The sequence below is a fragment of the Bartonella sp. B1099 genome (assembly GCF_944801835.1).
Taxonomy (GTDB): Bacteria; Pseudomonadota; Alphaproteobacteria; order Rhizobiales; family Rhizobiaceae; genus Bartonella.
In genome coordinates this window covers 1,251,356-1,274,614 of record NZ_CALYLN010000001.1, presented here as the reverse complement: position 1 = coordinate 1,274,614, position 23,259 = coordinate 1,251,356, and the positions used below count along the sequence as shown (strand labels likewise).

34 protein-coding genes and 4 pseudogenes are annotated in these 23,259 nt (G+C 40.2%); 5 read left to right on the top strand and 33 right to left on the bottom strand.

Annotated elements, in window-relative coordinates:
• Positions 1–657: 657 nt before the first annotated feature.
• Positions 658–1,113, top strand: a pseudogene (locus NNJ73_RS05525) (integrase arm-type DNA-binding domain-containing protein); the annotation flags it as partial.
• Here the strand turns inward: NNJ73_RS05525 and NNJ73_RS05520 are convergent.
• Positions 1,114–2,053: pseudogene (locus NNJ73_RS05520) on the bottom strand (tyrosine-type recombinase/integrase); the annotation flags it as partial.
• A 176-nt stretch (positions 2,054–2,229) separates the two neighbouring features.
• Here NNJ73_RS05520 and NNJ73_RS05515 point away from each other — a divergent pair.
• The 4 genes and pseudogenes from NNJ73_RS05515 to NNJ73_RS05500 all read left to right on the top strand — a co-directional run.
• A pseudogene (locus NNJ73_RS05515) lies at positions 2,230–2,672 on the top strand (lambda exonuclease family protein); the annotation flags it as partial.
• Positions 2,673–2,733: 61 nt separating this feature from the next.
• Complete coding sequence (locus NNJ73_RS05510) at positions 2,734–3,198, top strand: DUF488 family protein (RefSeq protein WP_254493043.1); 465 nt, start codon at positions 2,734–2,736, stop codon at positions 3,196–3,198.
• A gap of 129 nt (positions 3,199–3,327) precedes the next feature.
• The gene (locus tag NNJ73_RS05505; RefSeq protein ID WP_254492222.1) at positions 3,328–3,579 is read left to right on the top strand and encodes a hypothetical protein; all 252 of its coding nucleotides are present in this window, start codon (positions 3,328–3,330) and stop codon (positions 3,577–3,579) included.
• A gap of 2 nt (positions 3,580–3,581) precedes the next feature.
• A pseudogene (locus NNJ73_RS05500) lies at positions 3,582–4,351 on the top strand (tyrosine-type recombinase/integrase).
• A 55-nt stretch (positions 4,352–4,406) separates the two neighbouring features.
• On the opposite strand, the gene NNJ73_RS05495 reads toward NNJ73_RS05500, so the two are convergent.
• The 32 genes from NNJ73_RS05495 to rpsJ form a co-directional block, all read right to left on the bottom strand.
• Entirely contained in the window at positions 4,407–4,706 is a 300-nt protein-coding gene (locus NNJ73_RS05495; protein ID WP_142417224.1) for a HigA family addiction module antitoxin, read from the bottom strand.
• Positions 4,707–4,721: 15 nt separating this feature from the next.
• The gene (locus tag NNJ73_RS05490; protein WP_254493042.1) at positions 4,722–5,003 is read right to left on the bottom strand and encodes a type II toxin-antitoxin system RelE/ParE family toxin; all 282 of its coding nucleotides are present in this window, start codon (positions 5,001–5,003) and stop codon (positions 4,722–4,724) included.
• A 286-nt stretch (positions 5,004–5,289) separates the two neighbouring features.
• Positions 5,290–5,532 carry a DUF4102 domain-containing protein gene (locus NNJ73_RS05485; RefSeq protein WP_254493041.1) on the bottom strand — a complete coding sequence of 81 codons (243 nt, stop codon included), beginning with the start codon at positions 5,530–5,532 and terminating at the stop codon, positions 5,290–5,292.
• 361 nt (positions 5,533–5,893) lie between these two features.
• On the bottom strand, positions 5,894–7,213 hold the full coding sequence (locus tag NNJ73_RS05480) for a replication-associated recombination protein A (protein ID WP_254493040.1): 1,320 nt from the start codon (positions 7,211–7,213) through the stop codon (positions 5,894–5,896).
• An 8-nt stretch (positions 7,214–7,221) separates the two neighbouring features.
• Complete coding sequence (locus tag NNJ73_RS05475; RefSeq protein ID WP_254493039.1) at positions 7,222–8,616, bottom strand: DegQ family serine endoprotease; 1,395 nt, start codon at positions 8,614–8,616, stop codon at positions 7,222–7,224.
• A 265-nt stretch (positions 8,617–8,881) separates the two neighbouring features.
• On the bottom strand, positions 8,882–9,310 hold the full coding sequence (rplQ, locus tag NNJ73_RS05470; RefSeq protein ID WP_254493038.1) for a 50S ribosomal protein L17: 429 nt from the start codon (positions 9,308–9,310) through the stop codon (positions 8,882–8,884).
• 24 nt (positions 9,311–9,334) lie between these two features.
• Positions 9,335–10,348 carry a DNA-directed RNA polymerase subunit alpha gene (locus NNJ73_RS05465; protein WP_139413390.1) on the bottom strand — a complete coding sequence of 338 codons (1,014 nt, stop codon included), beginning with the start codon at positions 10,346–10,348 and terminating at the stop codon, positions 9,335–9,337.
• A 94-nt stretch (positions 10,349–10,442) separates the two neighbouring features.
• Positions 10,443–10,832 (bottom strand): 30S ribosomal protein S11, encoded by a 390-nt coding sequence (gene rpsK, locus NNJ73_RS05460; protein WP_254493037.1) that lies wholly within the window; start codon positions 10,830–10,832, stop codon positions 10,443–10,445.
• A gap of 117 nt (positions 10,833–10,949) precedes the next feature.
• Positions 10,950–11,318 (bottom strand): 30S ribosomal protein S13, encoded by a 369-nt coding sequence (gene rpsM / locus NNJ73_RS05455; protein ID WP_100129410.1) that lies wholly within the window; start codon positions 11,316–11,318, stop codon positions 10,950–10,952.
• Positions 11,319–11,498: 180 nt separating this feature from the next.
• Positions 11,499–12,077 carry an adenylate kinase gene (locus NNJ73_RS05450; protein WP_254493036.1) on the bottom strand — a complete coding sequence of 193 codons (579 nt, stop codon included), beginning with the start codon at positions 12,075–12,077 and terminating at the stop codon, positions 11,499–11,501.
• Positions 12,074–13,420: a preprotein translocase subunit SecY gene (gene secY / locus NNJ73_RS05445; protein WP_254493035.1), complete on the bottom strand. Its 1,347-nt coding sequence runs from the start codon at positions 13,418–13,420 to the stop codon at positions 12,074–12,076. Before secY ends, NNJ73_RS05450 begins: the two co-directional genes overlap by 4 nt.
• A gap of 163 nt (positions 13,421–13,583) precedes the next feature.
• Positions 13,584–14,051 (bottom strand): 50S ribosomal protein L15, encoded by a 468-nt coding sequence (gene rplO / locus NNJ73_RS05440; RefSeq protein ID WP_254493034.1) that lies wholly within the window; start codon positions 14,049–14,051, stop codon positions 13,584–13,586.
• 20 nt (positions 14,052–14,071) lie between these two features.
• Entirely contained in the window at positions 14,072–14,278 is a 207-nt protein-coding gene (gene rpmD / locus NNJ73_RS05435) for a 50S ribosomal protein L30 (RefSeq protein WP_005773288.1), read from the bottom strand.
• A gap of 31 nt (positions 14,279–14,309) precedes the next feature.
• Positions 14,310–14,858 carry a 30S ribosomal protein S5 gene (gene rpsE / locus NNJ73_RS05430; protein ID WP_005773287.1) on the bottom strand — a complete coding sequence of 183 codons (549 nt, stop codon included), beginning with the start codon at positions 14,856–14,858 and terminating at the stop codon, positions 14,310–14,312.
• Positions 14,859–14,969: 111 nt separating this feature from the next.
• Positions 14,970–15,332, bottom strand: coding sequence for a 50S ribosomal protein L18 (rplR, locus tag NNJ73_RS05425; RefSeq protein WP_254493033.1), 363 nt, complete (start codon positions 15,330–15,332; stop codon positions 14,970–14,972).
• Between the two features lie 12 nt (positions 15,333–15,344).
• On the bottom strand, positions 15,345–15,878 hold the full coding sequence (gene rplF, locus NNJ73_RS05420; RefSeq protein WP_005773285.1) for a 50S ribosomal protein L6: 534 nt from the start codon (positions 15,876–15,878) through the stop codon (positions 15,345–15,347).
• A 38-nt stretch (positions 15,879–15,916) separates the two neighbouring features.
• Positions 15,917–16,315 carry a 30S ribosomal protein S8 gene (rpsH, locus tag NNJ73_RS05415; RefSeq protein WP_139413395.1) on the bottom strand — a complete coding sequence of 133 codons (399 nt, stop codon included), beginning with the start codon at positions 16,313–16,315 and terminating at the stop codon, positions 15,917–15,919.
• A gap of 14 nt (positions 16,316–16,329) precedes the next feature.
• Positions 16,330–16,635 (bottom strand): 30S ribosomal protein S14, encoded by a 306-nt coding sequence (gene rpsN, locus NNJ73_RS05410; protein ID WP_005773283.1) that lies wholly within the window; start codon positions 16,633–16,635, stop codon positions 16,330–16,332.
• A gap of 24 nt (positions 16,636–16,659) precedes the next feature.
• Positions 16,660–17,217: a 50S ribosomal protein L5 gene (rplE, locus tag NNJ73_RS05405; RefSeq protein ID WP_100129417.1), complete on the bottom strand. Its 558-nt coding sequence runs from the start codon at positions 17,215–17,217 to the stop codon at positions 16,660–16,662.
• Complete coding sequence (gene rplX / locus NNJ73_RS05400; protein ID WP_139413396.1) at positions 17,210–17,524, bottom strand: 50S ribosomal protein L24; 315 nt, start codon at positions 17,522–17,524, stop codon at positions 17,210–17,212. Before rplX ends, rplE begins: the two co-directional genes overlap by 8 nt.
• Before the next feature lie 12 nt (positions 17,525–17,536).
• Positions 17,537–17,905 (bottom strand): 50S ribosomal protein L14, encoded by a 369-nt coding sequence (rplN, locus tag NNJ73_RS05395; RefSeq protein WP_004855715.1) that lies wholly within the window; start codon positions 17,903–17,905, stop codon positions 17,537–17,539.
• A 143-nt stretch (positions 17,906–18,048) separates the two neighbouring features.
• A complete protein-coding gene (rpsQ, locus tag NNJ73_RS05390) occupies positions 18,049–18,288 on the bottom strand; it encodes a 30S ribosomal protein S17 (protein ID WP_012231991.1) in 240 nt (79 codons plus the stop codon).
• Between the two features lie 11 nt (positions 18,289–18,299).
• A complete protein-coding gene (rpmC, locus tag NNJ73_RS05385) occupies positions 18,300–18,500 on the bottom strand; it encodes a 50S ribosomal protein L29 (RefSeq protein ID WP_254493032.1) in 201 nt (66 codons plus the stop codon).
• A 12-nt stretch (positions 18,501–18,512) separates the two neighbouring features.
• The gene (gene rplP, locus NNJ73_RS05380; RefSeq protein ID WP_139413397.1) at positions 18,513–18,926 is read right to left on the bottom strand and encodes a 50S ribosomal protein L16; all 414 of its coding nucleotides are present in this window, start codon (positions 18,924–18,926) and stop codon (positions 18,513–18,515) included.
• A gap of 36 nt (positions 18,927–18,962) precedes the next feature.
• Entirely contained in the window at positions 18,963–19,673 is a 711-nt protein-coding gene (gene rpsC / locus NNJ73_RS05375; protein WP_005773275.1) for a 30S ribosomal protein S3, read from the bottom strand.
• Positions 19,673–20,062: a 50S ribosomal protein L22 gene (rplV, locus tag NNJ73_RS05370; protein WP_005773274.1), complete on the bottom strand. Its 390-nt coding sequence runs from the start codon at positions 20,060–20,062 to the stop codon at positions 19,673–19,675. Before rplV ends, rpsC begins: the two co-directional genes overlap by 1 nt.
• Positions 20,063–20,064: 2 nt before the next feature.
• Entirely contained in the window at positions 20,065–20,343 is a 279-nt protein-coding gene (gene rpsS, locus NNJ73_RS05365) for a 30S ribosomal protein S19 (protein ID WP_004855734.1), read from the bottom strand.
• 15 nt (positions 20,344–20,358) lie between these two features.
• Complete coding sequence (gene rplB, locus NNJ73_RS05360) at positions 20,359–21,192, bottom strand: 50S ribosomal protein L2 (RefSeq protein WP_254493031.1); 834 nt, start codon at positions 21,190–21,192, stop codon at positions 20,359–20,361.
• Between the two features lie 21 nt (positions 21,193–21,213).
• Positions 21,214–21,507: a 50S ribosomal protein L23 gene (locus NNJ73_RS05355; protein WP_005773270.1), complete on the bottom strand. Its 294-nt coding sequence runs from the start codon at positions 21,505–21,507 to the stop codon at positions 21,214–21,216.
• Complete coding sequence (gene rplD, locus NNJ73_RS05350; RefSeq protein ID WP_254493030.1) at positions 21,504–22,124, bottom strand: 50S ribosomal protein L4; 621 nt, start codon at positions 22,122–22,124, stop codon at positions 21,504–21,506. The genes NNJ73_RS05355 and rplD overlap by 4 nt, the downstream gene beginning before the upstream one ends.
• Positions 22,125–22,126: 2 nt before the next feature.
• Complete coding sequence (gene rplC, locus NNJ73_RS05345) at positions 22,127–22,864, bottom strand: 50S ribosomal protein L3 (RefSeq protein WP_254493029.1); 738 nt, start codon at positions 22,862–22,864, stop codon at positions 22,127–22,129.
• A gap of 27 nt (positions 22,865–22,891) precedes the next feature.
• Positions 22,892–23,200: a 30S ribosomal protein S10 gene (gene rpsJ, locus NNJ73_RS05340; protein WP_005773267.1), complete on the bottom strand. Its 309-nt coding sequence runs from the start codon at positions 23,198–23,200 to the stop codon at positions 22,892–22,894.
• Positions 23,201–23,259: the final 59 nt, after the last annotated feature.

Below are 23,259 nucleotides of genomic sequence, written 5' to 3'. Positions count from 1 at the left end.
TTAAATGTATCTCTTCATGTCTGGTGAATGAAAGTTTCTTTTTTAGTGACTTTTCTTTTCAGAAAGAAAATTTTCTAGAATTAAAGATTAAATCAATCATTTTTTTGATAAAAATTTATCTTATAGGATTTAAGTGTTCATTTGTCATAAAAAAAGATAAAATTAATCGTAACATGTGTAAAGAAACTTAGGATAACAGACAAAGAAAGATACTTTTTGACTGAATAAATGCACTGAACACCAAAACTTCATCAAATGATTGACCTCTTCTCTTTTCTAAGAAACAAAGATTTCTCTCCGCACCAGTCTGGCAAAAATCCAATTGTTTTTGATAGGTTCCTATTGCTCATAACAAATTAGTTGATAATAATACTTTATCGTTTTGCCTGTTGAATTAGAAACCCTAAGATCATATCATTCTCTCATTTCAAACCTATTCCCTTTCACGTGACACACAGAGCGGATGTGTAGATATTTTTTTGGTAATACTTTGATTTATAATGATAATATAGCGTTGTTCATATTGAATGAGAGTCCCGAATAACGTAAGATTCTCTCATTTCCAGTCTGTGTATGTTGAATCAATCAAAACCACTCATTTGCACATAACAAGTGGGATAAATGTGTGGATAAAATTTGTATAAGAAAGGACTAAAAATGGCTCTTATGAACCGTCTTAATGCAAGGTCTGTCGCAACATTGGAGGCTGGCAAATATAATGATGGTGCCGGCTTGTTACTCCATAAGCGTAAAGATGGAGGTGCTCAATGGATTTATCGTTATACCCTTCACGGGCGGCGCCGTGAAATGGGCTTGGGTGCTTTAAGAGATGTCTCTTTAAAACAAGCACGTGAATTGGCAAACCAATGGCGTTCTGTTTTGCGTGAGGGGCGTGACCCCATTAAAGAACGCGATAAACAAAAGCGTGAGGCAATAAGCAATCTTCATTATTTAAAAGATATTGCTTTAGATGCTTTTGAAAGTCGGAAAGCTGAATTAAAAAATGATGGTAAAACTGGGGATTGGTTTTTACCATTACGCCTTCATATTCTCCCTAAATTAGGCTGTCTGCCGGTTTCTGAGATTACCCAAACAGAGATACGCAATTTTATTTTTTCTCATATACGTAGCCATACACTTATCAGCAAGAGGACCACGACCGGTTGCAGAAAAAAAGAAATCGTTGCGAGAAAGCAAACGCGCTTGTTTTAAAATGTCTAATGCTTCTGATGATAAAGGCACGCGAAATTCTGTTGTAGCATCACGTCTACCTTTCATATTCTCAGCAGGGATAGTCCAGATATCACCCTCAACTTGATCTTCACGAATATGACGCAAGGAATTGGCACGAACCCCTGTAAGGATAAGCAAGCGCAAAGCCAGTTGTGTTAGGGTTGTTTTTTCGCAAAGTGTTTTATAAAAAGCCGGTATATCTCTCCAATCCATGGCTGGTATATTTTGTGCTTTATGGAGTTGCTTTCCTAAGAGAGCGCGTGCTTTTTCTGTTGCTTGTAAATCAACATTCAATCCTAAGGCAGCCGCATGTTTGAGACAAATATTAAGACGATTCAGTGCTTTACGCGCTGTATCAGCTTTTGTATGCCAGATAGGGGCAAGGGTATTGCGTATCTCTGTTTGTGTAATCTCAGAAACGGGCAGACAGCCTAATTTAGGGAGAATATAAAGCCGCAAAGGTGCAAACCAATGTCCATCTTTCCCATCCCCTTTTAATTCAGCTTTACGACTTTCAAAAGTATCCAAAGCGATATCTTTTAAATAATGGAGATTACGCATTGCTTCACGCTTTTGTTTTTCACGTTCTTTAATAGGGTCACGCCCATCATGTAAAACAGAACGCCATTGGTTTGCCAATTCACGGGCTTTTTTTAAAGAGACATGTCTTAAGGCACCCAAGCCCATTTCACGACGGCGCCCGTGAATGGTATAACGATAAAGCCATTGAGCACCACCATCTTTAGCCGGCACCATCACACTATTTGCCAGCTCCCAATGTTGCGACAGATCTTGCATTAAGACGGTTCATAAGAGCCATTTTTAGTCCTTTCTTATACAAATTTTATCCACACACTCATCCCACTTGTTATGTGCAAATGAGTGGTTTTGATTAATTCAAGATAGAGAGATTTGAAATGAGAGAATCTTACGTTATTCGAAGGTCTAATTCAATATGAATAACGATAGATTATCTTTATAAATCAATATCTTGTAGATATGAGATGGGGAATTGAACATAAGAAGATGCCTTGAGAGAATATGCATTCATTTATGATATTGAAGTCACAAGGTGCGGCTTTATTCAACACCCCACAATAAAAATGGCGGGGGCTAGCCCTGATGGTCTGATTGATGAAGATGGGTTAATCGAAATCAAATGTCCTAGATCGACTAATCATATGCGGTTCATTATCGATAACGAAATCAAACCAGAATATCTTGCACAAATGCAGTTTCAAATGGCTTGTACGGGGCGCAAATGGTGTGATTTTATCAGTTATGACCCACGTTTTACGAGCGATTCATCTCTCTTTCGTATGAAAATCAAACGCATCCACCGTGATGAAAAGAAAATTGAAGAGATTAATCAAGCGGTTGAAAGCTTTTTAGCAGAAATAGAACGAGAGATACAAAGAATCTCAACTAAAGCCGCCTGAACTTTTGGGGGGCTTTGTTCTCGCATATTCCCTAGCCCCCACCCATATAAGGAAATTAAACATGTGTAATACCAAAGATGAGAAGCCTTGTTTTTTTACCATTGGTTATGAAGGAAAATCACTAGACCATTATCTGAATTGCCTCATAGAAAACAATGTTAAAATTTTGTGTGATGTTCGTAAAAATCCAATAAGTAGAAAACATGGTTTTTCAAAAAGGCAATTAGAGAAAGCTGTAAGCAACATTGGCATTGAATATATACACTTGCCTGAACTTGGAATTGCCTCTGAAAAAAGACGCAATCTGAAAACACGAGAAGATTATGAACATCTTTTTGAAGATTATCAAAATACAACTCTTAAGGATAATCTTCATGCAATAGAAAAATTATACCAGATTTTTTTAGATAAAAAACGTGTTGCTATTACTTGTTTTGAATCTGATGTGTGCATGTGTCATAGGGGAGAAATTACGACGGCTATTACACAACTAACAAATTGGAAATATGAAATTAAACACATCTAACACATAACTTGCAATTTTTTAAACCGAAGGTGCTCTATAACACCTCTATCTCCACCCTTTCCTAACATTTTTCAACCCATTCGTGATTCACACCACGGGTGAATTGCACCTAAATTAAGGGGAATAGACATGGCACACCGCCCACCTACCATAACACAACCAGCCATTGCACGCGCGTTAAGAGAAGCCAAAAAACAAGGAGCAGAGGTTGTAGAAATCAAACCTACTGGAGAGTTATTAATTCATATCAATAAAACTATAACACCACCAACAACAAGGAATAATGCTTACAGTATTGAAGACTTTCCACCTCTTGAAAACGAACAAGAAGAATGTAGTACTCACCCTTCTTGCCCCTCTGTTGACGGCATAGAATTCTAACCATGCCAAAGCGTCGTCCACCCTATCTTGTTCGTGAACGTACACGCCATGGTAAAATCATATGGTATGTCCGTATTGGTCATGGACCACGGCTTCGGATTGAAGGAACTTACGGAACACAAGAATTTGTTGATAATTATACGCTTGCCCTTAAGCATGCGCAAAATGGCTCTTCTAAAATAATAAAACGCACTAAGCTTACAGAAGGATCTTTTGACTGGTTATTGCATCAGTATTTACAAAGCATGCAATGGCATAATCAATCAGAGTCAACGAAAAAAGTTAAATATAGAATTCTAAACAATGTTTCTAAACATATTGGGATTGATGTGCTTTTGTATACGGCTTACGTCGTGGTGATGCCGTTCGCATTGGCTGGAAAAATGTTAAAGATAATATTATTCATCTCAAAACAGAAAAGAGCCAATTTAAAACAGATGTTTTTCTACCTATTTTACCAGAACTTGCAGAAACTCTTAAAATTGGTCCTGTAGGTGATGAAACATTCATTTGTGGTAAAAGTGGAAATAAGCTTGTAAAAGAAAGTTTTGGCAACTTGTTTCGTGAAGCGTGTAATCAAGCTGGAATTAAAAAATCAGCCAATGGATTGAGAAAATTAGCAGTAACACGTGCTGCTAATGCTGGTGCTACAGTTTCACAAATGAAAGCGCTTTTTGGCTGGACAGAAGATAAAATGGCACCCCTTTATACCAAAACAGCCGATAGAAAACGTCTAGCAATAGAAACAATTAAAAAACTTCAAAAAAACTAAGGCAATGGGTAGCAGCTAAAAACAAAGAAAAGCACCAGAAAAATTATGAATAAAATCAAATGTGTGTTTGATTATCCTCAGAAACTAGAGGAGAAATAGTTGGTTGTGCCTGTTGCATTGTTTGCCATAAATTATAGTTTGTTTGCATATCTAACCAAAATTTTGCTTTACTAAAACCAGCTAATTCTAATTTAATCGCAAGCTCGGTACTCATAGAAGCATGACCGTTAATCACTCTTGAGAGAGAAGCTCTTGTCATATGGAGGTGATCAGCTAATTTTTGTATTGATAGCCCCATTTCTTCCAAAAAAGCGACCTTTAGAACTTCACCCGGATGTGCAGGATTATGCATCATTTTTTATTCCTTTCATCAATGGTAGTCTTGATAATCAACAAGCTCCACATCTGTTCCTATAAAGCGAAAAGTAACACGCCAATTACCATTCACCCATATAGAATAATATCCTGTAAGTTCACCTTTAAGAGGATGCATTTTAAAGGCAGGTGCTTTCAACATTTCGGGCGTAGTAGCACTTGTTAAAGCCGTTAAGATAACGCGTAATTTCTTTACGTGATCTGCTTGAATAGCTTTTGTAAACCCTGTTGTATAAAATAATTTTAAGCCCTTATGTTTGAAACTCACAATCGCCATTACCGCCCCTTATTGTATACTGATACTATACGATTAATAAAAATAAGAGTCAAGTTCTATACGACCAAATTTAGTTTCATATTTGGACAAAATGATTGAGAATAAGCTATTAAAAGGTTCGGGACAGACATAAAAATAAGCTAATAAAATCAATAACCATAAAATTCCCTTACCTTTATATAAGTTATTGATTTTATATAAACATAGCATTCCCACTTAGTACAAAACCTCGTGTCAAGCTACAACCTTAATCACATAAAAATGCCTCATCAATCAAAACCACACCCTACTGCATCAAAGAACAGAACACCTTTGTGTTTGCATATTCACGCACTTGTTTTAAAAGGGGTCTTTTAACGCTCCTCGCTACACCCATTTCGCGACAGCACTCGTGAATGATATATTGTGAAATCCATTGAGCACCAACCTCTTTACGCTTGGAACAACTCAGCACCACAATCATTACACTACCACACCCTTTCCCAGCCCCCCAATGTTGCGATGGCTCTCGACATTTGAAACTCTTCATAAGAGTTATTTTTAATTTTTTCTTGTAGAATTTTTATCACACGTTAATCCAGCATGTAACATACAAGCGAATGGTTGTGATTAATGAGATTTAGAATGAGAGAACGTACGGTATTTGGAGCTCTCATTCAACATACAAAACAGTTAATAATGATTATTAATCAATATCTTAGTCAATTAAAACCACAAAAATAAAGTAGCTTTAAGAGTTGAATGACATATTTCTTAAATTTGAATCCATAAAAAAATATGCCTTTGAAGAGATCAAAAAATTGTTCTACGGATAATGCAATAAGTGTTTAAATATAAACTAAAGTTCATACAACGACATGAGGAATAAAAAATGTGTTCTAATCCCAATTTTATGGTTGGTTTTTACGTTTTTTGCGCAATTGTTTCCACCATTCAAGACGCTTCACAATTTCACGCTCAAATCCACGCTCAACTGGTTTATAATAACTCTGGCGCCCAAGTTTTTCAGGAAAATATTCTTGTCCAGAGAAAGCATCCGGTTCATCATGGTCATAACAATAACCCTCTCCATACCCTTCCTCCTTCATCAATTTCGTCGGTGCATTAAGGATATGTTTAGGAGGCGGTAAAGAACCATTTTTTTGTGCGCAACGCCGTGCAGCTTTATACGCGAGATATGTCGCATTTGACTTTGGTGCAGTTGCAACATAGAGACATGCCTGCGCCAAAGCCAATTCTCCTTCTGGTGATCCTAAGTAATCATAGGCGTCTTTTGCTGCATTACAAATGACAAGAGCTTGAGGATCCGCCAAACCAACATCTTCAACAGCCATACGAACCAATCTTCGCCCAATATAGAGAGGATCTTCACCAGCATCCAACATACGAGCTAAATAATAAAGTGCCGCATCAGGATCAGAGCCACGAACAGATTTATGCAACGCTGAAATGAGATTATAGTGCCCATCTCGTCCTTTATCATAAATGGGTGCACGACGCTGAATAACTTTTTGCAACGCACCAGCATCAAGAATCTCTCCGGGATGCACGACAGACCAAACTTCCTCTGCTAATGTCAATGCTACCCGCGCATCACCATCAGACATCCCTATCAAAACGTCTCTGGCCCCATCATCCAAAGGAAGTAACTTTCCTACCACTTTTTCAGCACGCTTCAAAAGCATGCCTAAACTTTCATGATCATGAGAAAGAAATGTTAAAACCCGCGCACGCGAAAGAAGAGCAGCATTAAGTTCAAAAGAAGGATTTTCAGTTGTTGCACCGATCAGGATCACCGTACCATCTTCCATCACAGGAAGAAAACTATCCTGCTGTGCACGATTAAACCGATGAATTTCATCAACAAAAAGAAGCGTTTTATCCCCAGACATAAAACGCCTCTGTGCAACTTCAAAAATCTTTTTAAGTTCAGAAACGCCTGTAAAAATAGCAGAAACTTGTTCAAATGCGAAATTTGTTTCAAGTGCTAACAAACGTGCAACCGTTGTTTTTCCGGTCCCTGGAGGCCCCCAAAAAATCATCGATCCAATTGAGCCCGCTGCCACCATCCGTGAAAGCAAACCATCCTCTCCAATTAAATGTTTTTGTCCCACAACGTCATTGAGAGAACAAGGACGCATTCTTTCTGCAAGTGGATGATTTTTATTAACTTTAGGGTCGATCGATGAAGTAAAAAAATCTTTCTTCAAAAAAAACCTCAACGAATAAATTGGCGAATATACATACCATCACGTTCATATTCCAATTGCCAAGTACGCGAATGCGTTTGCATAAGAATCTTTTTCAACTGATGAACTGTTTGAATCTTATAGCCATTGACAACACGTAAAATATCTCCGGGCCGAAAAATTCCCGCAGCATAGCTCATTTCATCAAGATTGGTAATCACAACACCCTTTGCCGATATAGGAAGATGAAAACGTCGACTATTTTGCGGTGTTAAATCTAACACTTCAGCACCGGCGAGAGGACTGTCACCTGTAATTTTTTCAGATTTTAAAAATGCAGTTTCCGATATCGATGCAACCTTTATCTGTGTTTTTAAAGTTTTTCCACCTCGTAAATATTCTAAAGCAAGACTATGGCCAACGTCCGCTGTCATCAAACGATAGCCAAGACTATCTGGACTATCAACGCGCCCCCCCTGCACACTCAAAATAACATCACCTACTTTCAAACCAGCTTTTTCAGCAGGACTGTCTTTGATAACTTCGATAATAAGAGCACCATAGGGCCGTTCTAAACCTAAACCACTAGCAATATCAGGTGTAACATTTTGAAAGGATGCCCCAATATAAGGTGGCACAAAATATTTTCCACCGCGTTTAACGGTATCAAGCATCACTTTTACAAGATTAACTGGAATAGCAAAACCAATCCCTACAGAACCACCGGAACGTGAATAAATAGCCGTATTAATTCCGATTAATTGACCTTTCATATCAATTAAAGCGCCACCAGAATTTCCTGGATTAATGGCAGCATCTGTTTGAATAAAAAAGTCAAAATCGGAAATCCCAACACGTGTACGCGCTTGCGCTGAAACAATACCACTTGTAACCGTTTGACCAACACCAAAAGGATTTCCAATAGCTAGAACAAGATCACCAACTTCAACAGTATCAGAATCCCCCAAAGGAAGAACAGGAAACTGAGTATCTTTTACATCAACTTCCAAAATAGCAATATCCGTTGCTTCATCTTTGAGCACGACCTTACTCTCAAATTCTCGCCCATCAGAAAAAGCTACTTTAATTTCGCTTGCATCTTTAATGACGTGGTAATTTGTAACAATCAAACCACGTGCATCAACAATCACCCCTGACCCTAATGATGATTGCTTACGGACAGGAAAATTATTTTGCAAACGACCAAAAAACTGCTCAAAAAATGGATCACCCTCAAAAGGTGATCGCGCTCTAATTTGTCGAGCCGCATAAATATTGACAACAGATGGAACTGTCTTTTTAACTAAAGGAGCAAATGAAAGAGTGATTTCTTTTTGTGTTTGAGGAACATGAGCATAGATATGATCAAACGATATCAGCATCATAACCGCAAAAAAAAGCCGCACCCAAAAAGAATACCTCATAATCTACTCCTTATAAAATCAGCCCATTCTGTTGAAGATTCATAGAATTTAAAAAACAACCCCGCAAATGAAGGATATCTATTAATATTTCATAATAGAGAATAAAAACAACCTACTTAAACAGTAAATATTATAAAAATCAAATAATTCAATATCCTATAATTTTCTTTCACCATCTATTTTTCAAGTAAAAAAACTTCAAAAATACGCATAAAAAAACCGCCTAAGAAAAGGCGGCCTTTTAAAATGCAATAGAATAAAAAACTTATGAGGACGTACCTTTCTCATTCTCTGAAGCCTCGATACGAGCACGATCCGCTGCCCCCTTTGCTTCGGCATCACGATCAACAAATTCTATGACAGCCATGGGCGCATTATCACCGGTACGAAAGCCCGCTTTCATAATACGCAAATACCCACCGTTGCGTGATGCATAACGCGGCGCCAGTGTATCAAATAACTTTGCAACTTTCGCTGTATCACGAAGTGCTGCAATTGCTTGTCGACGCGCGTGCAAACCGCCACGCTTACCAAGAGTAACAAGTTTTTCAACAATAGGACGAATTTCTTTAGCCTTTGGAAGTGTTGTCACAATCTGCTCATGCTCAATCAACGAAGTTGCCATATTTGCAAACATCGCTTTACGGTGACTGGCAGTCCGGTTCAACTTGCGGCCTGACTTACTATGGCGCATAAGCCCTCTCCTTAAATTCTAATTTTAATACTGATCTTCATAGCGTTTAGCAAGATCATCAATGTTTTCAGGCGGCCATGCAGGAATTTCCATTCCAAGATGTAACCCCATACATGCCAAAACTTCTTTAATTTCATTCAATGACTTACGACCAAAATTTGGTGTCCGAAGCATTTCAGATTCTGTTTTTTGAATAAGATCACCAATATAGACAATATTATCATTTTTAAGACAATTTGCCGAACGAACAGAAAGCTCTAATTCATCCACTTTTTTGAGAAGTGCCGGATTAAAGGAAAGCTCAGAATCCGCCTCTTCAACAGGCTCTTTCTGTGGCTCTTCAAAGTTAATAAATAACGATAATTGATCCTGAAGAATGCGCGCTGCAAAAGCAACAGCATCTTCTCCATTAACAGCACCATTCGTTTCAATCGTTAACGTCAATTTATCATAATCGAGAACTTGACCTTCACGCGTATTTTCCACTTTATAAGACACTTTACGAATTGGCGAATAAAGACTATCAATTGGAATAAGTCCTATACGACCATCATCAACATAATTACGATCAGATGGAACATACCCCTTCCCTGTATTGACAATAAATTCCATACGAATTTCAGCCTCTTCATCAAGGGTACAGATAACATGATCTGGATTGAGAATTTCCATATCCCCAACCGTATTAATATCTCCTGCTTTCACCACACCAGGACCTTCTTTATAAACGACGAGACGTTTAGGCCCTTCCTCTTCCATACGAAGCGCAATTTCCTTTATATTCAGGATGATATCCGTCACATCTTCACGAACACCTGGAATGGATGAAAATTCATGTAAGACGCCATCAATCTGTACAGCAGTAATAGCAGCCCCACGAAGCGAAGATAACAACACACGACGAAGTGCATTTCCTAATGTTAAACCAAATCCTCGCTCCAGAGGCTCAGCAATTACGCTTGTAATATTCGGATTATCATGCGCACATGATTCAACCTTATTGGGTTTAATAAGTTCCTGCCAGTTTTTCTGGATCATATTTTTATTCCCGTTCTTTAGTTCCGTTACCATTCAATCGTAACGACCAATGTGAACATCAGAGAAATCTCCGACAACAAAAAACAACACCCAATTAAACACGCCGCCTTTTCCGCGGACGACATCCATTATGAGGAATTGGTGTTACATCACGAATAGAAGTAATAACAAAACCAACAGATTGCAACGCACGTAGAGCAGATTCACGCCCTGCCCCAGGACCACAAACTTCAACTTCCAAAGAACGCATACCATGTTCTTGTGCTTTTCTCGCACAATCTTCCGCAGCGACTTGAGCGGCAAAAGGTGTAGATTTACGTGCCCCTTTAAATCCCTGAGCACCAGCAGATGACCATGCAATCGCATTCCCCTGAGCATCAGTAATCGTAATCATTGTATTATTAAATGTTGAATTGATATGCACAACACCCGATGAAATATTTTTGCGTTCGCGACGACGAACACGTGTGGTTTCCTTGGCCATATTTTTCCTTTCAATGATCTCAACACTGCCGTAATATCAGCAGCTCCACCCTCTTTTCCTTGTCAAACGGACTTCAACAAGAAATAGAATATACAAAAAAACCTCTCACAAGGATCCTTATTTCTTCTTACCAGCGATTGCCTTAGCAGGCCCCTTACGCGTACGAGCATTTGTATGTGTACGCTGTCCTCGGACAGGCAAAGACCGACGATGACGCAATCCACGATAACAACCAAGGTCCATCAAACGCTTAACATTCATAGCAACTTCACGACGAAGATCACCTTCAACTTGATATCCCTGATCTATCGCCTCACGAATCTGCAACACCTCAGCGTCTGAAAGCTCATGCACACGACGCCCCGTGGGAATGCCAACCTTTTCAATAATTTCTTGAGCGAATTTTGGTCCAATCCCGTGGATATATTGAAGCGCGATAATTACACGCTTATTTGTCGGGATATTGACGCCAGCAATACGAGCCACGCCTACTCTCCTTAGTTATGTTGACAAATTGTTATAAAATACCTGATGTACCTTACAGAAAAAAGTAGACTCAGAACAAAATCCTTCCGAATCCGCTTAATTAACTGAAATAAATTAAAGTTGTTTGTGATAGATTTTATCTCAAAAGTCAACTCTTTTCATTTACTTCTAAAAAAAATCTTATGAAAGAAAACCTTTAATCATACGTGTCACCTCAGCAATACCAATCATTCCATCAATGACCTTCAACATTCCTCTCTCTGAATAAAATTTTGATAAAGGGGAGGTTTTTTCACGGTATTCTACTAATCTTTTTGCAAAAACAACAGGGTTATCATCCAAACGGACCTGTCCACCGGCCGCTATTGTCTCCTGAACACGCTTCGCCATACGTTCAATCAATGCGTCTTCATCAACGTGCAATTCAATAACAGCATCAAGCCGCATATTTTTGGACTCAAGGATCTGTTGTAACGCTTCTGCCTGTCCTACAGTCCTTGGATAACCATCTAAAATAAAACCGTTTATACAATCAGCTTCATCAATCCGATCTGATACGATTTGATTAACAACACTATCAGGGACTAAAGCACCAGAACTTATAATAGCTTTAGCTTTTTTACCAACTTCCGTTTCTTTGGCAATAGCTTCACGCAACATATCTCCTGTTGATAAATGAGGAATATTATATTCCTCCGTCAACATTTTAGCTTGCGTCCCTTTCCCTGCTCCAGGAGGACCTAAAAGAACCACTCTCATCGATTTCTTCGACCTCCACGAAGTTTTGATTTTTTTATCAACCCTTCATATTGGTGTGCAACAAGATGCCCTTGGATTTGAGCAACCGTATCAAGAGTAACAGTCACAACAATCAACAAAGACGTCCCCCCAAGATAAAAAGGAACCTGGAATGCAGATATCATAAATTCAGGGAGTAAACAAACCAAGATAATATAAATAGCGCCCACAACAGTAATACGCGTCAAAACATAATCAATATATTCCGCTGTACGCTCACCTGGACGAATTCCTGGAATAAAACCAGAATGTTTTTTCAACTGATCCGCAGTATCACTCGGATTAAACACAATAGCCGTATAAAAAAAGCAAAAAAACGCCATTAAAAATGCATAAACAATCATATACAGTGGCTGCCCATGACCAAGAGAATAAGAAATAGTTTGCATCCATTGTGGCATTTTATCAGAAAAATTATTAATAGTGGCGGGTAATAACAATAAAGATGAAGCAAAAATAGGTGGAATAACACCAGCAGTATTCAATTTTAAAGGAAGATGCGACATATCGCCTTGAAACATTTGATTACCAACCTGACGTTTCGGGTATTGAATAATAATTCGCCGTTGCGCACGCTCTATAAAAACAATAAGTCCAATAACCAAAACAGCAATAAAAACGATTGCGATTAAAAGAAAAGTTGATAGATCAGCCTGACTATGCGCGGTCAAAAGCTGAGCAAAAGTAGAAGGAAAATTGGCTACGATCCCTGTAAAAATGATGAGAGAAACTCCATTACCAACACCGCGTGAGGTAATTTGCTCACCAAGCCACATGAGAAACATTGTCCCGCCAACAAGTGTAATAACAGAAGAGACACGAAACATGAAACCTGGTTCTACAACAATTTGAAGCCCTGTCCCTATACCACTTTCAAGGGCAACCGCAATACCAAAAGCCTGCAAAATAGCCAATACGACTGTTACATAACGCGTATATTGATTAATAACCTTACGACCAACCTCTCCCTCTTTTTTAAGAGTTTCCAAAGAAGGAATAACAGACGTGAGTAATTGTACAATAATAGATGCCGATATATAGGGCATAATACCCAAGGCAAAAATTGCCATACGCCCAACAGCGCCTCCAGCAAACATATTAAAAAGTCCTAAGACACCGGATGCATGATGCTCAAATGTTTGTCGCAAAACGTCGATATTAATACCTGGAAGAGAAATATAAGTGCCGAAACGATAGACAAGAAGCGCCGCCAGAGTAAACCATATGCGTTTTTTTAATTCAGTTGCACGCGAAAAGGTACCGAAGTTTATATTGGAAGCAAATTGCTCTGCTGCTGATGCCATAAAACGTCTCCACTTCACACTCCAGTTCTTTAAATCACAGAACTATAACTCTAAAATTCATATCTTTATACATAAATAATTGCAGAACTTAAACAATTCTCCACAAAATATTCAAAAGAATAGATATACCTCTTCTTGAAATCACGACTTATATCAAAAAAAACTATTGAACAACATCAAGAAAAATAACCTGACCGCCCAATTTTTCAATCTTAACACGAGCAGCCTGTGAAGCACCAGAAACATGAAGGATAACCTTAGCTTTCAAATCACCATCAGAAAGAAGGCGAACCCCATCTTTCTCGCGACGAATAATACCAGCCTCTTTCAAAGCAATCATATCAACAGGCTTTTCAATGTTCAACTTACCTGCATCAACAGCCAACTGAATACGTCCCAGTGAAACTTCATTATAGACTTTAGAAAAGAAATTTTTAAATCCACGCTTTGGTAAACGTCGATAAATAGGCATTTGCCCACCTTCAAAACCATTAAGAGAGACGCCAGAACGGGATTTTTGCCCTTTCACACCGCGACCACCAGTCTTACCAGTCCCCGAACCAATACCACGGCCAACACGCTTACGATTTTTTGTTGCGCCTTTGCAATCACGTAGTTCATTGAGTTTCATATCTAATACTCCTGCAACCCTTAATCTTCATCTATAATGCGAACAAGATGCCGAACCCGAGCAATCATACCCCGTACACAAAGTGTATCTTCTAAAACGCGCCGGCGACGCATTTTATTGAGCCCAAGCCCCTTCAAGGTTGCACGCTGAATCTGTGAATTTCGAATAGGGCTTCCAATTTGCTCTACCGTCACAGTTTTACCACTCTGAGATTTTTTCTGAACCATTTCCTAATTCCTTTTCTGACAATCTCAGAAACTACCCTTCTACGTCGACTAAATGGCGACGACGCGCCTGCAAAGTCGAATATTTTATACCACGCTGAGCAGCAATATCTCTCGGATGCATTTGATGTTTTAGTGCATCAAATGTTGCACGAACCATGTTATAAGGATTCGATGATCCTAGTGATTTTGCAACAACGTCCTGCATACCAAGAGCTTCAAAAATAGCACGCATCGGTCCCCCAGCAATAATACCAGTACCAGCAGACGCTGAACGAAGCAAAACACGCCCAGCCCCGTGACGACCTTCAAGATCATGATGCAATGTACGTCCAGACCTAAGCGGGACATAAATCATTCCACGCTTTGCAGATTCCGTTGCTTTACGAACGGCTTCAGGAACTTCACGAGCTTTACCGTGTCCAAAGCCCACACGCCCTTTTTGATCTCCAACGACAACGAGAGCAGCAAAACCAAAACGCCGACCACCCTTTACAACTTTAGCAACACGATTAATATGAACAAGTCTATCGACAAACTCATTATCGCGTTCTTCTCTTTCACCACGTTCTTTTTGTGCCATTCCTCATTCCTTTTTCTTTTCCGGAAGCACGATAACAAAGCTCTTCATCAAATCGGAAAAACTTAAACGAAATACTCTAAAGTATCCAGCCCCATCCGTAAGGAGGAAACTTTAAAAGTTCAAACCACCTTCACGAGCAGCTTCAGCCAAAGCTTTTACTCGACCATGGTACACATAAGCGCCACGATCAAAAACCACTTCATTAACACCAGCTTGCTTCGCACGCTCAGCAATTAACTTACCCACAGCAAAAGCGGCTTCTTTATCAGCCCCACTTTTTAATGATTTTTTCAAATCACTTTCAAGAGTAGAAGCTGAAACAAGTGTACATCCCCGTAAATCATCAATAACTTGCGCGTAGATGTTCTGATTTGAACGATAAACGCTAAGCCGAAGACGATCATGAGAAACCATCTTGATTCTACGACGAACACGTCTTGCACGACGCTGGATAATGTCCTTAGATGAAACCATAATACAAAATCCTTATTTCTTTTTACCTTCTTTACGGAAGATACGTTCATCTGCATGCTTAACACCTTTACCTTTATAAGGCTCAGGTCTACGATACTCGCGAATTTCCGCTGCAACTTGTCCAACTTGCTGTTTATCAATTCCAGAAATAACAATCTCTGTGGGCTTAGGAACAGTTACAGTAACACCTGATGGAACTTTATAAACCACATCATGCGAAAAGCCTAGAGAGAGTTGAATATCCTTACCCTGTAAAGCGGCACGATAACCAACCCCATTGATTTCTAACCTTTTTTCAAAACCATCTTTTACACCACAAAAAATGTTTTCAATCATTGAACGTGACATACCCCATTTAGAGCGCGCATCTTTTGACTGATCCCGCGGCATAACGGATATGACATTGTCCTCGAATTTAACTAAGACTTCATCATTAACGACGTAACTTAATTCACCTTTTGGACCTTTTGCCTTAACAAGCTGACCTTCAACAGTAGCAGTAACTCCAGAAGGAATTGAAATGGGCTTTTTTCCAATACGAGACATTGTTCTAACCTACTTTTCTTCTGTTTTCTTGGACATAATTAGAAAACACGACAAAGGAGTTCTCCACCAACATTCTGTTCGCGCGCTTCATGATCAGCCATAACGCCTTTAGGAGTCGATAAGATCGAAATACCTAAACCATTTGCCACCTGTGGAAGTGACTTAGCAGAGACATACACACGACGACCAGGCTTTGACACACGCGAAATCTCACGAATAGCAGCCATCCCCTCAAAATACTTCAATTCGATTTCAAGTTCGGCTTTTCCATCACCCAAATCAACGCGATTATATCCGCGAATATAACCTTCCGACTGAAGAACATCAAGAACGTGCGCACGAAGCTTCGAAGCTGGAGTAACCACTTTGCCTTTTTTACGACCAAGTGCATTACGAATACGTGTTAACATATCACCAAGAGGATCTGACATAGACATTAAATAATCTCCTCTTACCAACTAGACTTTACAATACCAGGAATATGGCCAATAGAGCCAAGTTCACGCAATGCAATCCGTGACATTTTTAACTTACGATAATAAGCCCGAGGACGACCCGAAACCTCACAGCGATTACGAATACGAACTTTCGAAGAATTGCGCGGCAATTCTGCCAACTGAACAGAAGCTTTAAAACGTTCCTCAAGAGAAACTTTCTGATCCATAACGATTGCTTTCAAACGTGCACGACGTGCAGCATAACGCTTCACCATCACCTCACGACGTTTATTTTTTTCAACGGCACTTACTTTGGCCATAATTTTACCTCGCTACGTTTGCCGTTACGAACGAAAAGGAAAATTAAAAGCACGCAATAACTCACGCGCTTCATCATCCGTTTTTGCTGTCGTACAAACGATAATATCCATGCCCCAAATTTGATCAACTTTATCATAGTTGATTTCTGGAAACACAATGTGTTCTTTAATACCCATAGCAAAATTGCCACGACCATCAAAACTCTTTGGATTTAAACCACGAAAGTCACGAACGCGCGGAAGAGCAATCGTAACAAGACGATCCAAAAACTCAAACATACGATCCTTACGCAATGTCACTTTAGCCCCGAGAGGCATTCCTTCACGAACTTTAAAGGTCGCAATAGAATTACGCGCACGAGTAACAACAGCCTTCTGACCTGTTATGAGACCTAAATCCTCAGCAGCAAGGGAAGGCTTCTTTGAATCAGCAGTTGCTTCACCTATCCCCATATTAATTACAATTTTATCAATCCGCGGAATTTGCATCGCATTTTTGTAATTAAACTTCTCTTGAAGTGCTTTACGAATCACCTCAAAATAATACGCTTTCATACGCGGTATTTGTCTTTCCTCAGCCATTAATCAACTCTCCCGAACGCTTGGCAAAACGTACCTTATTACCATCTGCATTCACACGAAAGCCTACACGCGTAGGCTTACCATCTTTAGGATCAGCAATCGCCAAATTAGACAGATGAATCGGAGCTTCTTTAGAAATAATCCCAGCTTCTTGCTTCTGTGTTTGACGTTGATGACGTTTAATCATATTAATCCCACGAACAAAAGCCTTATTCTCTTTTGGACTAACCTTAATTACTTCACCACTCGATCCTTTATCTTTACCGGATAAAACAACAACTCTATCACCTTTTCGAATCTTCTGCATAACATTAACTCCTTACAGCACTTCAGGAGCGAGTGAGATGATCTTCATATGATTCCTCCCACGCAATTCACGGGGGACAGGCCCAAAGATACGCGTACCGATCGGCTCTTTTTTATTATCCACTAAAACCGCAGCATTACTATCAAAACGAATGACACTACCATCTGCGCGACGAATATCCTTAGCCGTACGCACCACAACAGCTTTCATAACATCACCTTTTTTAACACGTCCACGAGGAATAGCATCCTTAACCGAAACAACAATAATGTCACCGACCGAAGCATATTTCCGCTTTGAACCGCCTAACACCTTGATGCACATGACACGACGAGCACCAGAATTATCAGCAACGTCGAGGTTTGTTTGCATCTGAATCATGACTGGCCACCTTTTCTTAACATATATATCCGCTTGTATCTTTTATACACTCAGACTTGCCTGCCAAATAAACACAAAGTCATCATCTTCAAATTTATCAACGAAAAACCACTGTTAAATTCTAAAACAATAAACTTAGCTCATTACGCTACATTGTCTTTTACAACAATCCAACATTTATCTTTCGAAATTGGTCTAGATTCCTGAATAGAAACTTGATCCCCAATCTTGAATTGGTTGTTTTCGTCATGCGCTTTATAATTTTTAGACTGCCGAACAGTCTTCTTAAGAAGCGGATGAGAATAACGACGCTCAACTTTAACAACGACAGTTTTATCGCTTTTGTCGCTAATAACAACACCCTGCAAAACGCGTTTAGGCATCTCTTATTTCCTTAAACCTTACTTTCACTTAACTTTTGACGAAGAAAAGTCTTAATGCGCGCAATATCACGACGAACTTCTCTAACACGTGCAGTCTTTTCTAATTGACCTGTTGCTTTTTGAAAGCGCAAATTAAATTGCTCTTTCTTTAGTTTAGCCAATTCATCTTTCATTTGGTCGAGCGTTTGCGCCCGTAATTCTCTGGCTCTCATCGCTTAACCTCTTTATTCAGCAATCCGCTGGATGAAACGCGTTTTGATAGGCAACTTTGCAGCACCCAACCTTAATGCTTCACGTGCAACATCTTCAGGAACCCCATCAAGTTCAAACATGATGCGCCCAGGAGCAACACGTGCAGCCCAATAATCAACACTTCCCTTACCTTTACCCATACGAACTTCCGTTGGTTTAGATGTAACCGGAAGATCTGGAAAAATGCGAATCCATACACGACCAGAACGTTTCATATAACGTGTAATCGCACGACGTGCCGCTTCAATTTGACGAGCAGTAACCCGCTCCGGCTCAACAGCTTTCAAACCGTAGGCACCGAAATTCAAATCCGTACCACCCTTCGCAACACCGTGAATACGGCCCTTGAACTGCTTACGGAACTTTGTGCGCTTTGGCTGCAACATTGTTCTCTACTCCAAATTTTAGTTCAATTTCAAAAACTAAGCATTTTCGCGGCGACGATTCGATGAAGAACCAGATTGATCAGCTTCCGTAGCACGACGTTCTGAAGCCATCGGATCATGTTCAAGAATCTCACCCTTAAAGACCCAAACTTTAATACCACAAATACCGTAAGCGGTCTTAGCTTCTGCTGTACCGTAATCGACATCAGAACGCAAGGTATGAAGTGGAACACGACCTTCACGATACCATTCCATACGCGCAATTTCAGCACCACCAAGACGACCAGAACAATTAATACGAATACCTTCTGCACCAAGACGCATAGCAGACTGAACAGCACGCTTCATGGCGCGACGAAAAGCAACACGACGTTCTAATTGTTGAGCAATTGACTGTGCAATAATCGTCGCATCAATCTCTGGTTTACGAATCTCTACAATATTCAACGAAGTCTCAGCATTCGTCATTTCTGAAAGCTTACGACGAAGCTTTTCGATATCAGCACCCTTTTTACCGATAATCAAACCAGGACGTGCAGAATGAATCGTAACACGACATTTTTTATGAGGGCGCTCAATAACAACCTTAGATATCGCAGCCTGTTTAAGCTCTTCAAGCACATAAGAGCGAATTTTCAAATCTTCATGAAGAAGACGTCCATATTCACCACTATCAGCATACCAACGAGAATCCCAGGTCCGATTAACACCAAGACGAAGTCCTATTGGATTGATCTTCTGACCCATTACGCGGCCTCCACTTTTTCGCTAACTTCACGAACAATAACAGTAAGATGTGAAAATGGACGCTCAATTCGACTCGCACGCCCGCGACCACGAACATGAAAGCGCTTCATCACGATCGACTTACCAACATAAGCTTCTGCTACAACAAGCGAATCAATGTCAAGATCGTGGTTATTTTCTGCGTTTGCAATTGCTGATTCAAGCGTTTTTTTCACAGTAGCAGCAATACGTTTACGCGAAAACGTTAAATCAGCAAGCGCTACATTAACTCTTTTACCACGAATCATTGCAGCAACCAAATTAAGCTTCTGCGGACTAACACGAATTGTTCGTGTGACAGCCTTTGCTTCATTATCTTTAAGCTGGCGTGGAACCTTAGCTTTTCCCATTCCTACTTCCTCTTCGCTTTTTTATCGGCACCATGACCATAATAAGTCCGGGTAGGAGCGAACTCACCAAACTTATGTCCAACCATCTCTTCAGAAACAGAAACAGGAATATGCTTATTGCCGTTGTAAACACCAAAAGTTAAACCAACAAATTGCGGCAAAATAGTAGAGCGACGACTCCATATTTTTATAACTTCATTGCGCCCACTTGCACGTACCTTCTCTGCTTTACCAAGAAGATAGCCGTCAACAAACGGACCTTTCCAAACTGAACGAACCACTTCAGACTACCTTTCTTATTTCTTGCGCTGATGACGCGTACGCATAATAAATTTATCAGTGGCTTTGTTGGAGCGCGTACGCTTACCTTTCGTAGGCTTACCCCAAGGAGACACTGGGTGACGCCCCCCCGATGTACGACCTTCACCACCACCGTGTGGATGATCAACGGGGTTCATAGCAACACCACGAACATGGGGACGCTTACCACGCCAACGTGACCGACCTGCCTTACCATCATTAATATTCCCATGATCAGGATTTGAAACAGCACCAACCGTTGCAAAACAGCTGCTAGAGACCAAACGCTGTTCACCAGAATTCAAACGAAGAATAGCCATGCCATGATCTCGCCCAACCAACTGTGCATAAGCACCCGCTGAACGTGCAATCTGCCCCCCTTTTCCCGGCTTCATTTCAACATTATGAATAATTGTACCTACCGGCATATTACCAAGGGGCATAGCATTTCCTGGTTTAACATCAACATTTAAACCAGCAACAACACAATCACCAACACCAAGACGCTGTGGTGCAAGGATATAACTTAATTGTCCATCCTCATAGCGAATGAGTGCAATAAAAGCAGTGCGATTAGGATCATACTCTAAACGCTCAACTTTCGCTGAAACATCACGCTTAAGACGCTTAAAGTCGACAAAACGGTAACTCCGTTTATGGCCACCACCCTGAAAACGAGCAGTAACACGACCGCGATTATTACGTCCACCCTTTGAAGACAAACCTTCTGTCAACATCTTTACAGGTTTTCCCTTATAAAGACAAGAACGTTCCACAATGACAAGCTGACGCTGCCCAGGTGTCGTTGGATTAAATTGCTTAAGTGCCATTATTCCTATCTCCGAGCCTCTTTAAAGACCTGTCGAAACGTCGATAGTCTGACCACTGGCCAGAGTTACGATCGCTTTTTTGACATCACTCTGCCGACCAACAATACCTTTAAAACGTTTCACTTTACCCTTACGGACTATCGTGTTAACTGCTTTTACTTTCACGCTAAAAAGCGCTTCAACAGCAGCCTTAATTTCAGGTTTCGTCGCTTTCGGCGCGACATTAAAAGCAACTTGATTATATTCAGAAATCATAGTCGACTTTTCAGTAATAACTGGACTAATAATTACATCATAATGGCGAAGATCTGTCATTTAAAACGCTCCTCAAGAGCCTCAACAGCTGCCTTTGATAAAACAAGTTTGCTGCGACGCAAAATATCATAAACATTAATTCCCTGAATGGGCAAAATATCAATATTAGGGATATTCGATGCTGCACGAGAAAAGTTAATATCAATCTCTTTACCACCAATCAACAGAGCATTATTAAAGCCAAGTTTAGAAAAATGAGAAACAAGCTTTTTCGTTCTAGCATCTTTAACAGTCAACTCATCCACAATAATTAAATCTTTTGCTTTTAATTTTGCAGATAAAGCAAGACGCAATCCAAGAGCACGAATCTTTTTAGGAAGGTCATGCGCATGGCTACGAACCACCGGCCCATGTGCTTTACCCCCACCTCGAAACTGTGGTGCACGTGCAGATGAATGTCGAGCACGCCCAGTTCCCTTTTGTTTAAACATCTTTGCCCCCGTTCGTGACACATCAGATCGCCCCTGGGACTGATGCGTTCCCTGTTGACGACGAGCAAGCTGCCAACGAACAACACGTTGTAAAATGTCCTCACGCGGAACAAGATCAAAGATAGATTCAGAAACTTTTAATTTACCAGCTTCATTGCCATCAAGTGTTTTAATTACAAGATCCATTATTAGGCTCCCTCAACTTCAGAGGTTTCCATCACCGGAGTAACCATTTCCGTTTTCTCCTTCACAAGACGGCGAATACCAGCAGGCTTTGGAGCATTATCAGGAAGAGGTTTCTTCACGGCATCTCTTACCAAGATCCAAGAACCCTTCGAACCAGAAACAGCACCACGCACTAAAATTAAACCACGTTCAATGTCAGTGGAAATAACTTCAATATTTTGTGTTGTTACACGCACCTGCCCCATATGGCCAGCCATTTTTTTCCCTTTAAACACTTTACCAGGATCTTGGCACTGTCCCGTAGAACCATGCGCACGATGTGTAATCGAATTACCATGGGAAGCACGATGCCCACCAAAGTTATGCCGTTTCATAACACCAGCAAACCCCTTACCAATACTGGTACCAGTCACATCAACTCTCTGTCCTGGAACAAAATGTTCCACTGTAATCTCTGTACCGATATCAAGAAGATTATCGGGGCTCACACGAAACTCTGCTATTTTGGCTTTAGGCTCAACAGAAGCCTTAGCAAAATGTCCACGAAGAGCTTGTGAAGTATTCTTAACCTTAGCAAAGCCTACACCTAATTGAACAGCAGTATAACCATTCTTTTCAACTGTACGCTGAGCAACGACTTGACAATTCTCCAAACGAAGTACTGTCACCGGCACATGCTCACCAGCATCATTATAAATACGGGTCATGCCCAGCTTCTGTGCTATTACACCTGAACGCATCGGGTCTGTTCCTTCTGTCCTCAAACCTCAGAGCTTAATTTCTACATCCACACCAGCAGAAAGATCGAGCTTCATAAGCGCATCCACTGTTTGCGGCGTTGGATCAACAATATCAAGAAGACGCTTATGCGTACGCATTTCAAACTGCTCACGACTCTTCTTATCGATATGCGGTCCACGATTGACCGTAAATTTCTCAATCCGCGTCGGAAGCGGAATAGGACCACGGACATTTGCACCAGTCCGCTTAGCAGTCGATACAATCTCACGTGTCGATGTATCAAGAATTCTATGATCAAACGCTTTCAAGCGAATACGAATATTTTGACTGTTCATGCTCTTTATTTCCCTGTCATATAAAACGCCTTCAATAATTAAGGCGCTCAACAAGCATT

Bases quoted from the DNA above. Each gene is read 5' to 3' on its own strand.
- NNJ73_RS05495 (WP_142417224.1), bottom strand. From the start codon at position 4,706: ATGATGCATAATCCTGCACATCCGGGTGAAGTTCTAAAGGTCGCTTTT.
- NNJ73_RS05490 (WP_254493042.1), bottom strand. From the start codon at position 5,003: ATGGCGATTGTGAGTTTCAAACATAAGGGCTTAAAATTATTTTATACA.
- NNJ73_RS05510 (WP_254493043.1), top strand. From the start codon at position 2,734: ATGTGTAATACCAAAGATGAGAAGCCTTGTTTTTTTACCATTGGTTAT.
- rplV (WP_005773274.1), bottom strand. From the start codon at position 20,062: ATGGGAAAAGCTAAGGTTCCACGCCAGCTTAAAGATAATGAAGCAAAG.
- NNJ73_RS05465 (WP_139413390.1), bottom strand. From the start codon at position 10,348: ATGATCCAGAAAAACTGGCAGGAACTTATTAAACCCAATAAGGTTGAA.
- rpsJ (WP_005773267.1), bottom strand. From the start codon at position 23,200: ATGAACAGTCAAAATATTCGTATTCGCTTGAAAGCGTTTGATCATAGA.
- rpmC (WP_254493032.1), bottom strand. From the start codon at position 18,500: ATGAGAGCCAGAGAATTACGGGCGCAAACGCTCGACCAAATGAAAGAT.
- rpsK (WP_254493037.1), bottom strand. From the start codon at position 10,832: ATGGCCAAGGAAACCACACGTGTTCGTCGTCGCGAACGCAAAAATATT.
- rplF (WP_005773285.1), bottom strand. From the start codon at position 15,878: ATGTCTCGTATTGGAAAAAAGCCCATTTCAATTCCTTCTGGAGTTACT.
- rpsC (WP_005773275.1), bottom strand. From the start codon at position 19,673: ATGGGTCAGAAGATCAATCCAATAGGACTTCGTCTTGGTGTTAATCGG.
- rpsE (WP_005773287.1), bottom strand. From the start codon at position 14,858: ATGGCACAAAAAGAACGTGGTGAAAGAGAAGAACGCGATAATGAGTTT.
- rplX (WP_139413396.1), bottom strand. From the start codon at position 17,524: ATGCAGAAGATTCGAAAAGGTGATAGAGTTGTTGTTTTATCCGGTAAA.
- secY (WP_254493035.1), bottom strand. From the start codon at position 13,420: ATGGCATCAGCAGCAGAGCAATTTGCTTCCAATATAAACTTCGGTACC.
- rpsN (WP_005773283.1), bottom strand. From the start codon at position 16,635: ATGGCCAAAGTAAGTGCCGTTGAAAAAAATAAACGTCGTGAGGTGATG.
- rplB (WP_254493031.1), bottom strand. From the start codon at position 21,192: ATGGCACTTAAGCAATTTAATCCAACGACACCTGGGCAGCGTCAGCTT.
- rpsH (WP_139413395.1), bottom strand. From the start codon at position 16,315: ATGTCTATGTCAGATCCTCTTGGTGATATGTTAACACGTATTCGTAAT.
- rpsQ (WP_012231991.1), bottom strand. From the start codon at position 18,288: ATGCCTAAACGCGTTTTGCAGGGTGTTGTTATTAGCGACAAAAGCGAT.
- rplE (WP_100129417.1), bottom strand. From the start codon at position 17,217: ATGGCTGAGGAAAGACAAATACCGCGTATGAAAGCGTATTATTTTGAG.
- rplD (WP_254493030.1), bottom strand. From the start codon at position 22,124: ATGGATCTTGTAATTAAAACACTTGATGGCAATGAAGCTGGTAAATTA.
- NNJ73_RS05355 (WP_005773270.1), bottom strand. From the start codon at position 21,507: ATGACAGATCTTCGCCATTATGATGTAATTATTAGTCCAGTTATTACT.
- NNJ73_RS05485 (WP_254493041.1), bottom strand. From the start codon at position 5,532: ATGAAGAGTTTCAAATGTCGAGAGCCATCGCAACATTGGGGGGCTGGG.
- rplN (WP_004855715.1), bottom strand. From the start codon at position 17,905: ATGATTCAGATGCAAACAAACCTCGACGTTGCTGATAATTCTGGTGCT.
- NNJ73_RS05450 (WP_254493036.1), bottom strand. From the start codon at position 12,077: ATGAGAGTGGTTCTTTTAGGTCCTCCTGGAGCAGGGAAAGGGACGCAA.
- rpmD (WP_005773288.1), bottom strand. From the start codon at position 14,278: ATGGTTCAGAAAAAATCTCAGAGTGGTAAAACTGTGACGGTAGAGCAA.
- rplR (WP_254493033.1), bottom strand. From the start codon at position 15,332: ATGGTTTCATCTAAGGACATTATCCAGCGTCGTGCAAGACGTGTTCGT.
- rplO (WP_254493034.1), bottom strand. From the start codon at position 14,051: ATGAAACTCAATGAACTACGTGATTGCAAAGGCGCAACAAAAAATCGT.
- NNJ73_RS05505 (WP_254492222.1), top strand. From the start codon at position 3,328: ATGGCACACCGCCCACCTACCATAACACAACCAGCCATTGCACGCGCG.
- NNJ73_RS05475 (WP_254493039.1), bottom strand. From the start codon at position 8,616: ATGAGGTATTCTTTTTGGGTGCGGCTTTTTTTTGCGGTTATGATGCTG.
- rplQ (WP_254493038.1), bottom strand. From the start codon at position 9,310: ATGCGCCATAGTAAGTCAGGCCGCAAGTTGAACCGGACTGCCAGTCAC.
- rplP (WP_139413397.1), bottom strand. From the start codon at position 18,926: ATGTTGCAGCCAAAGCGCACAAAGTTCCGTAAGCAGTTCAAGGGCCGT.
- rplC (WP_254493029.1), bottom strand. From the start codon at position 22,864: ATGCGTTCAGGTGTAATAGCACAGAAGCTGGGCATGACCCGTATTTAT.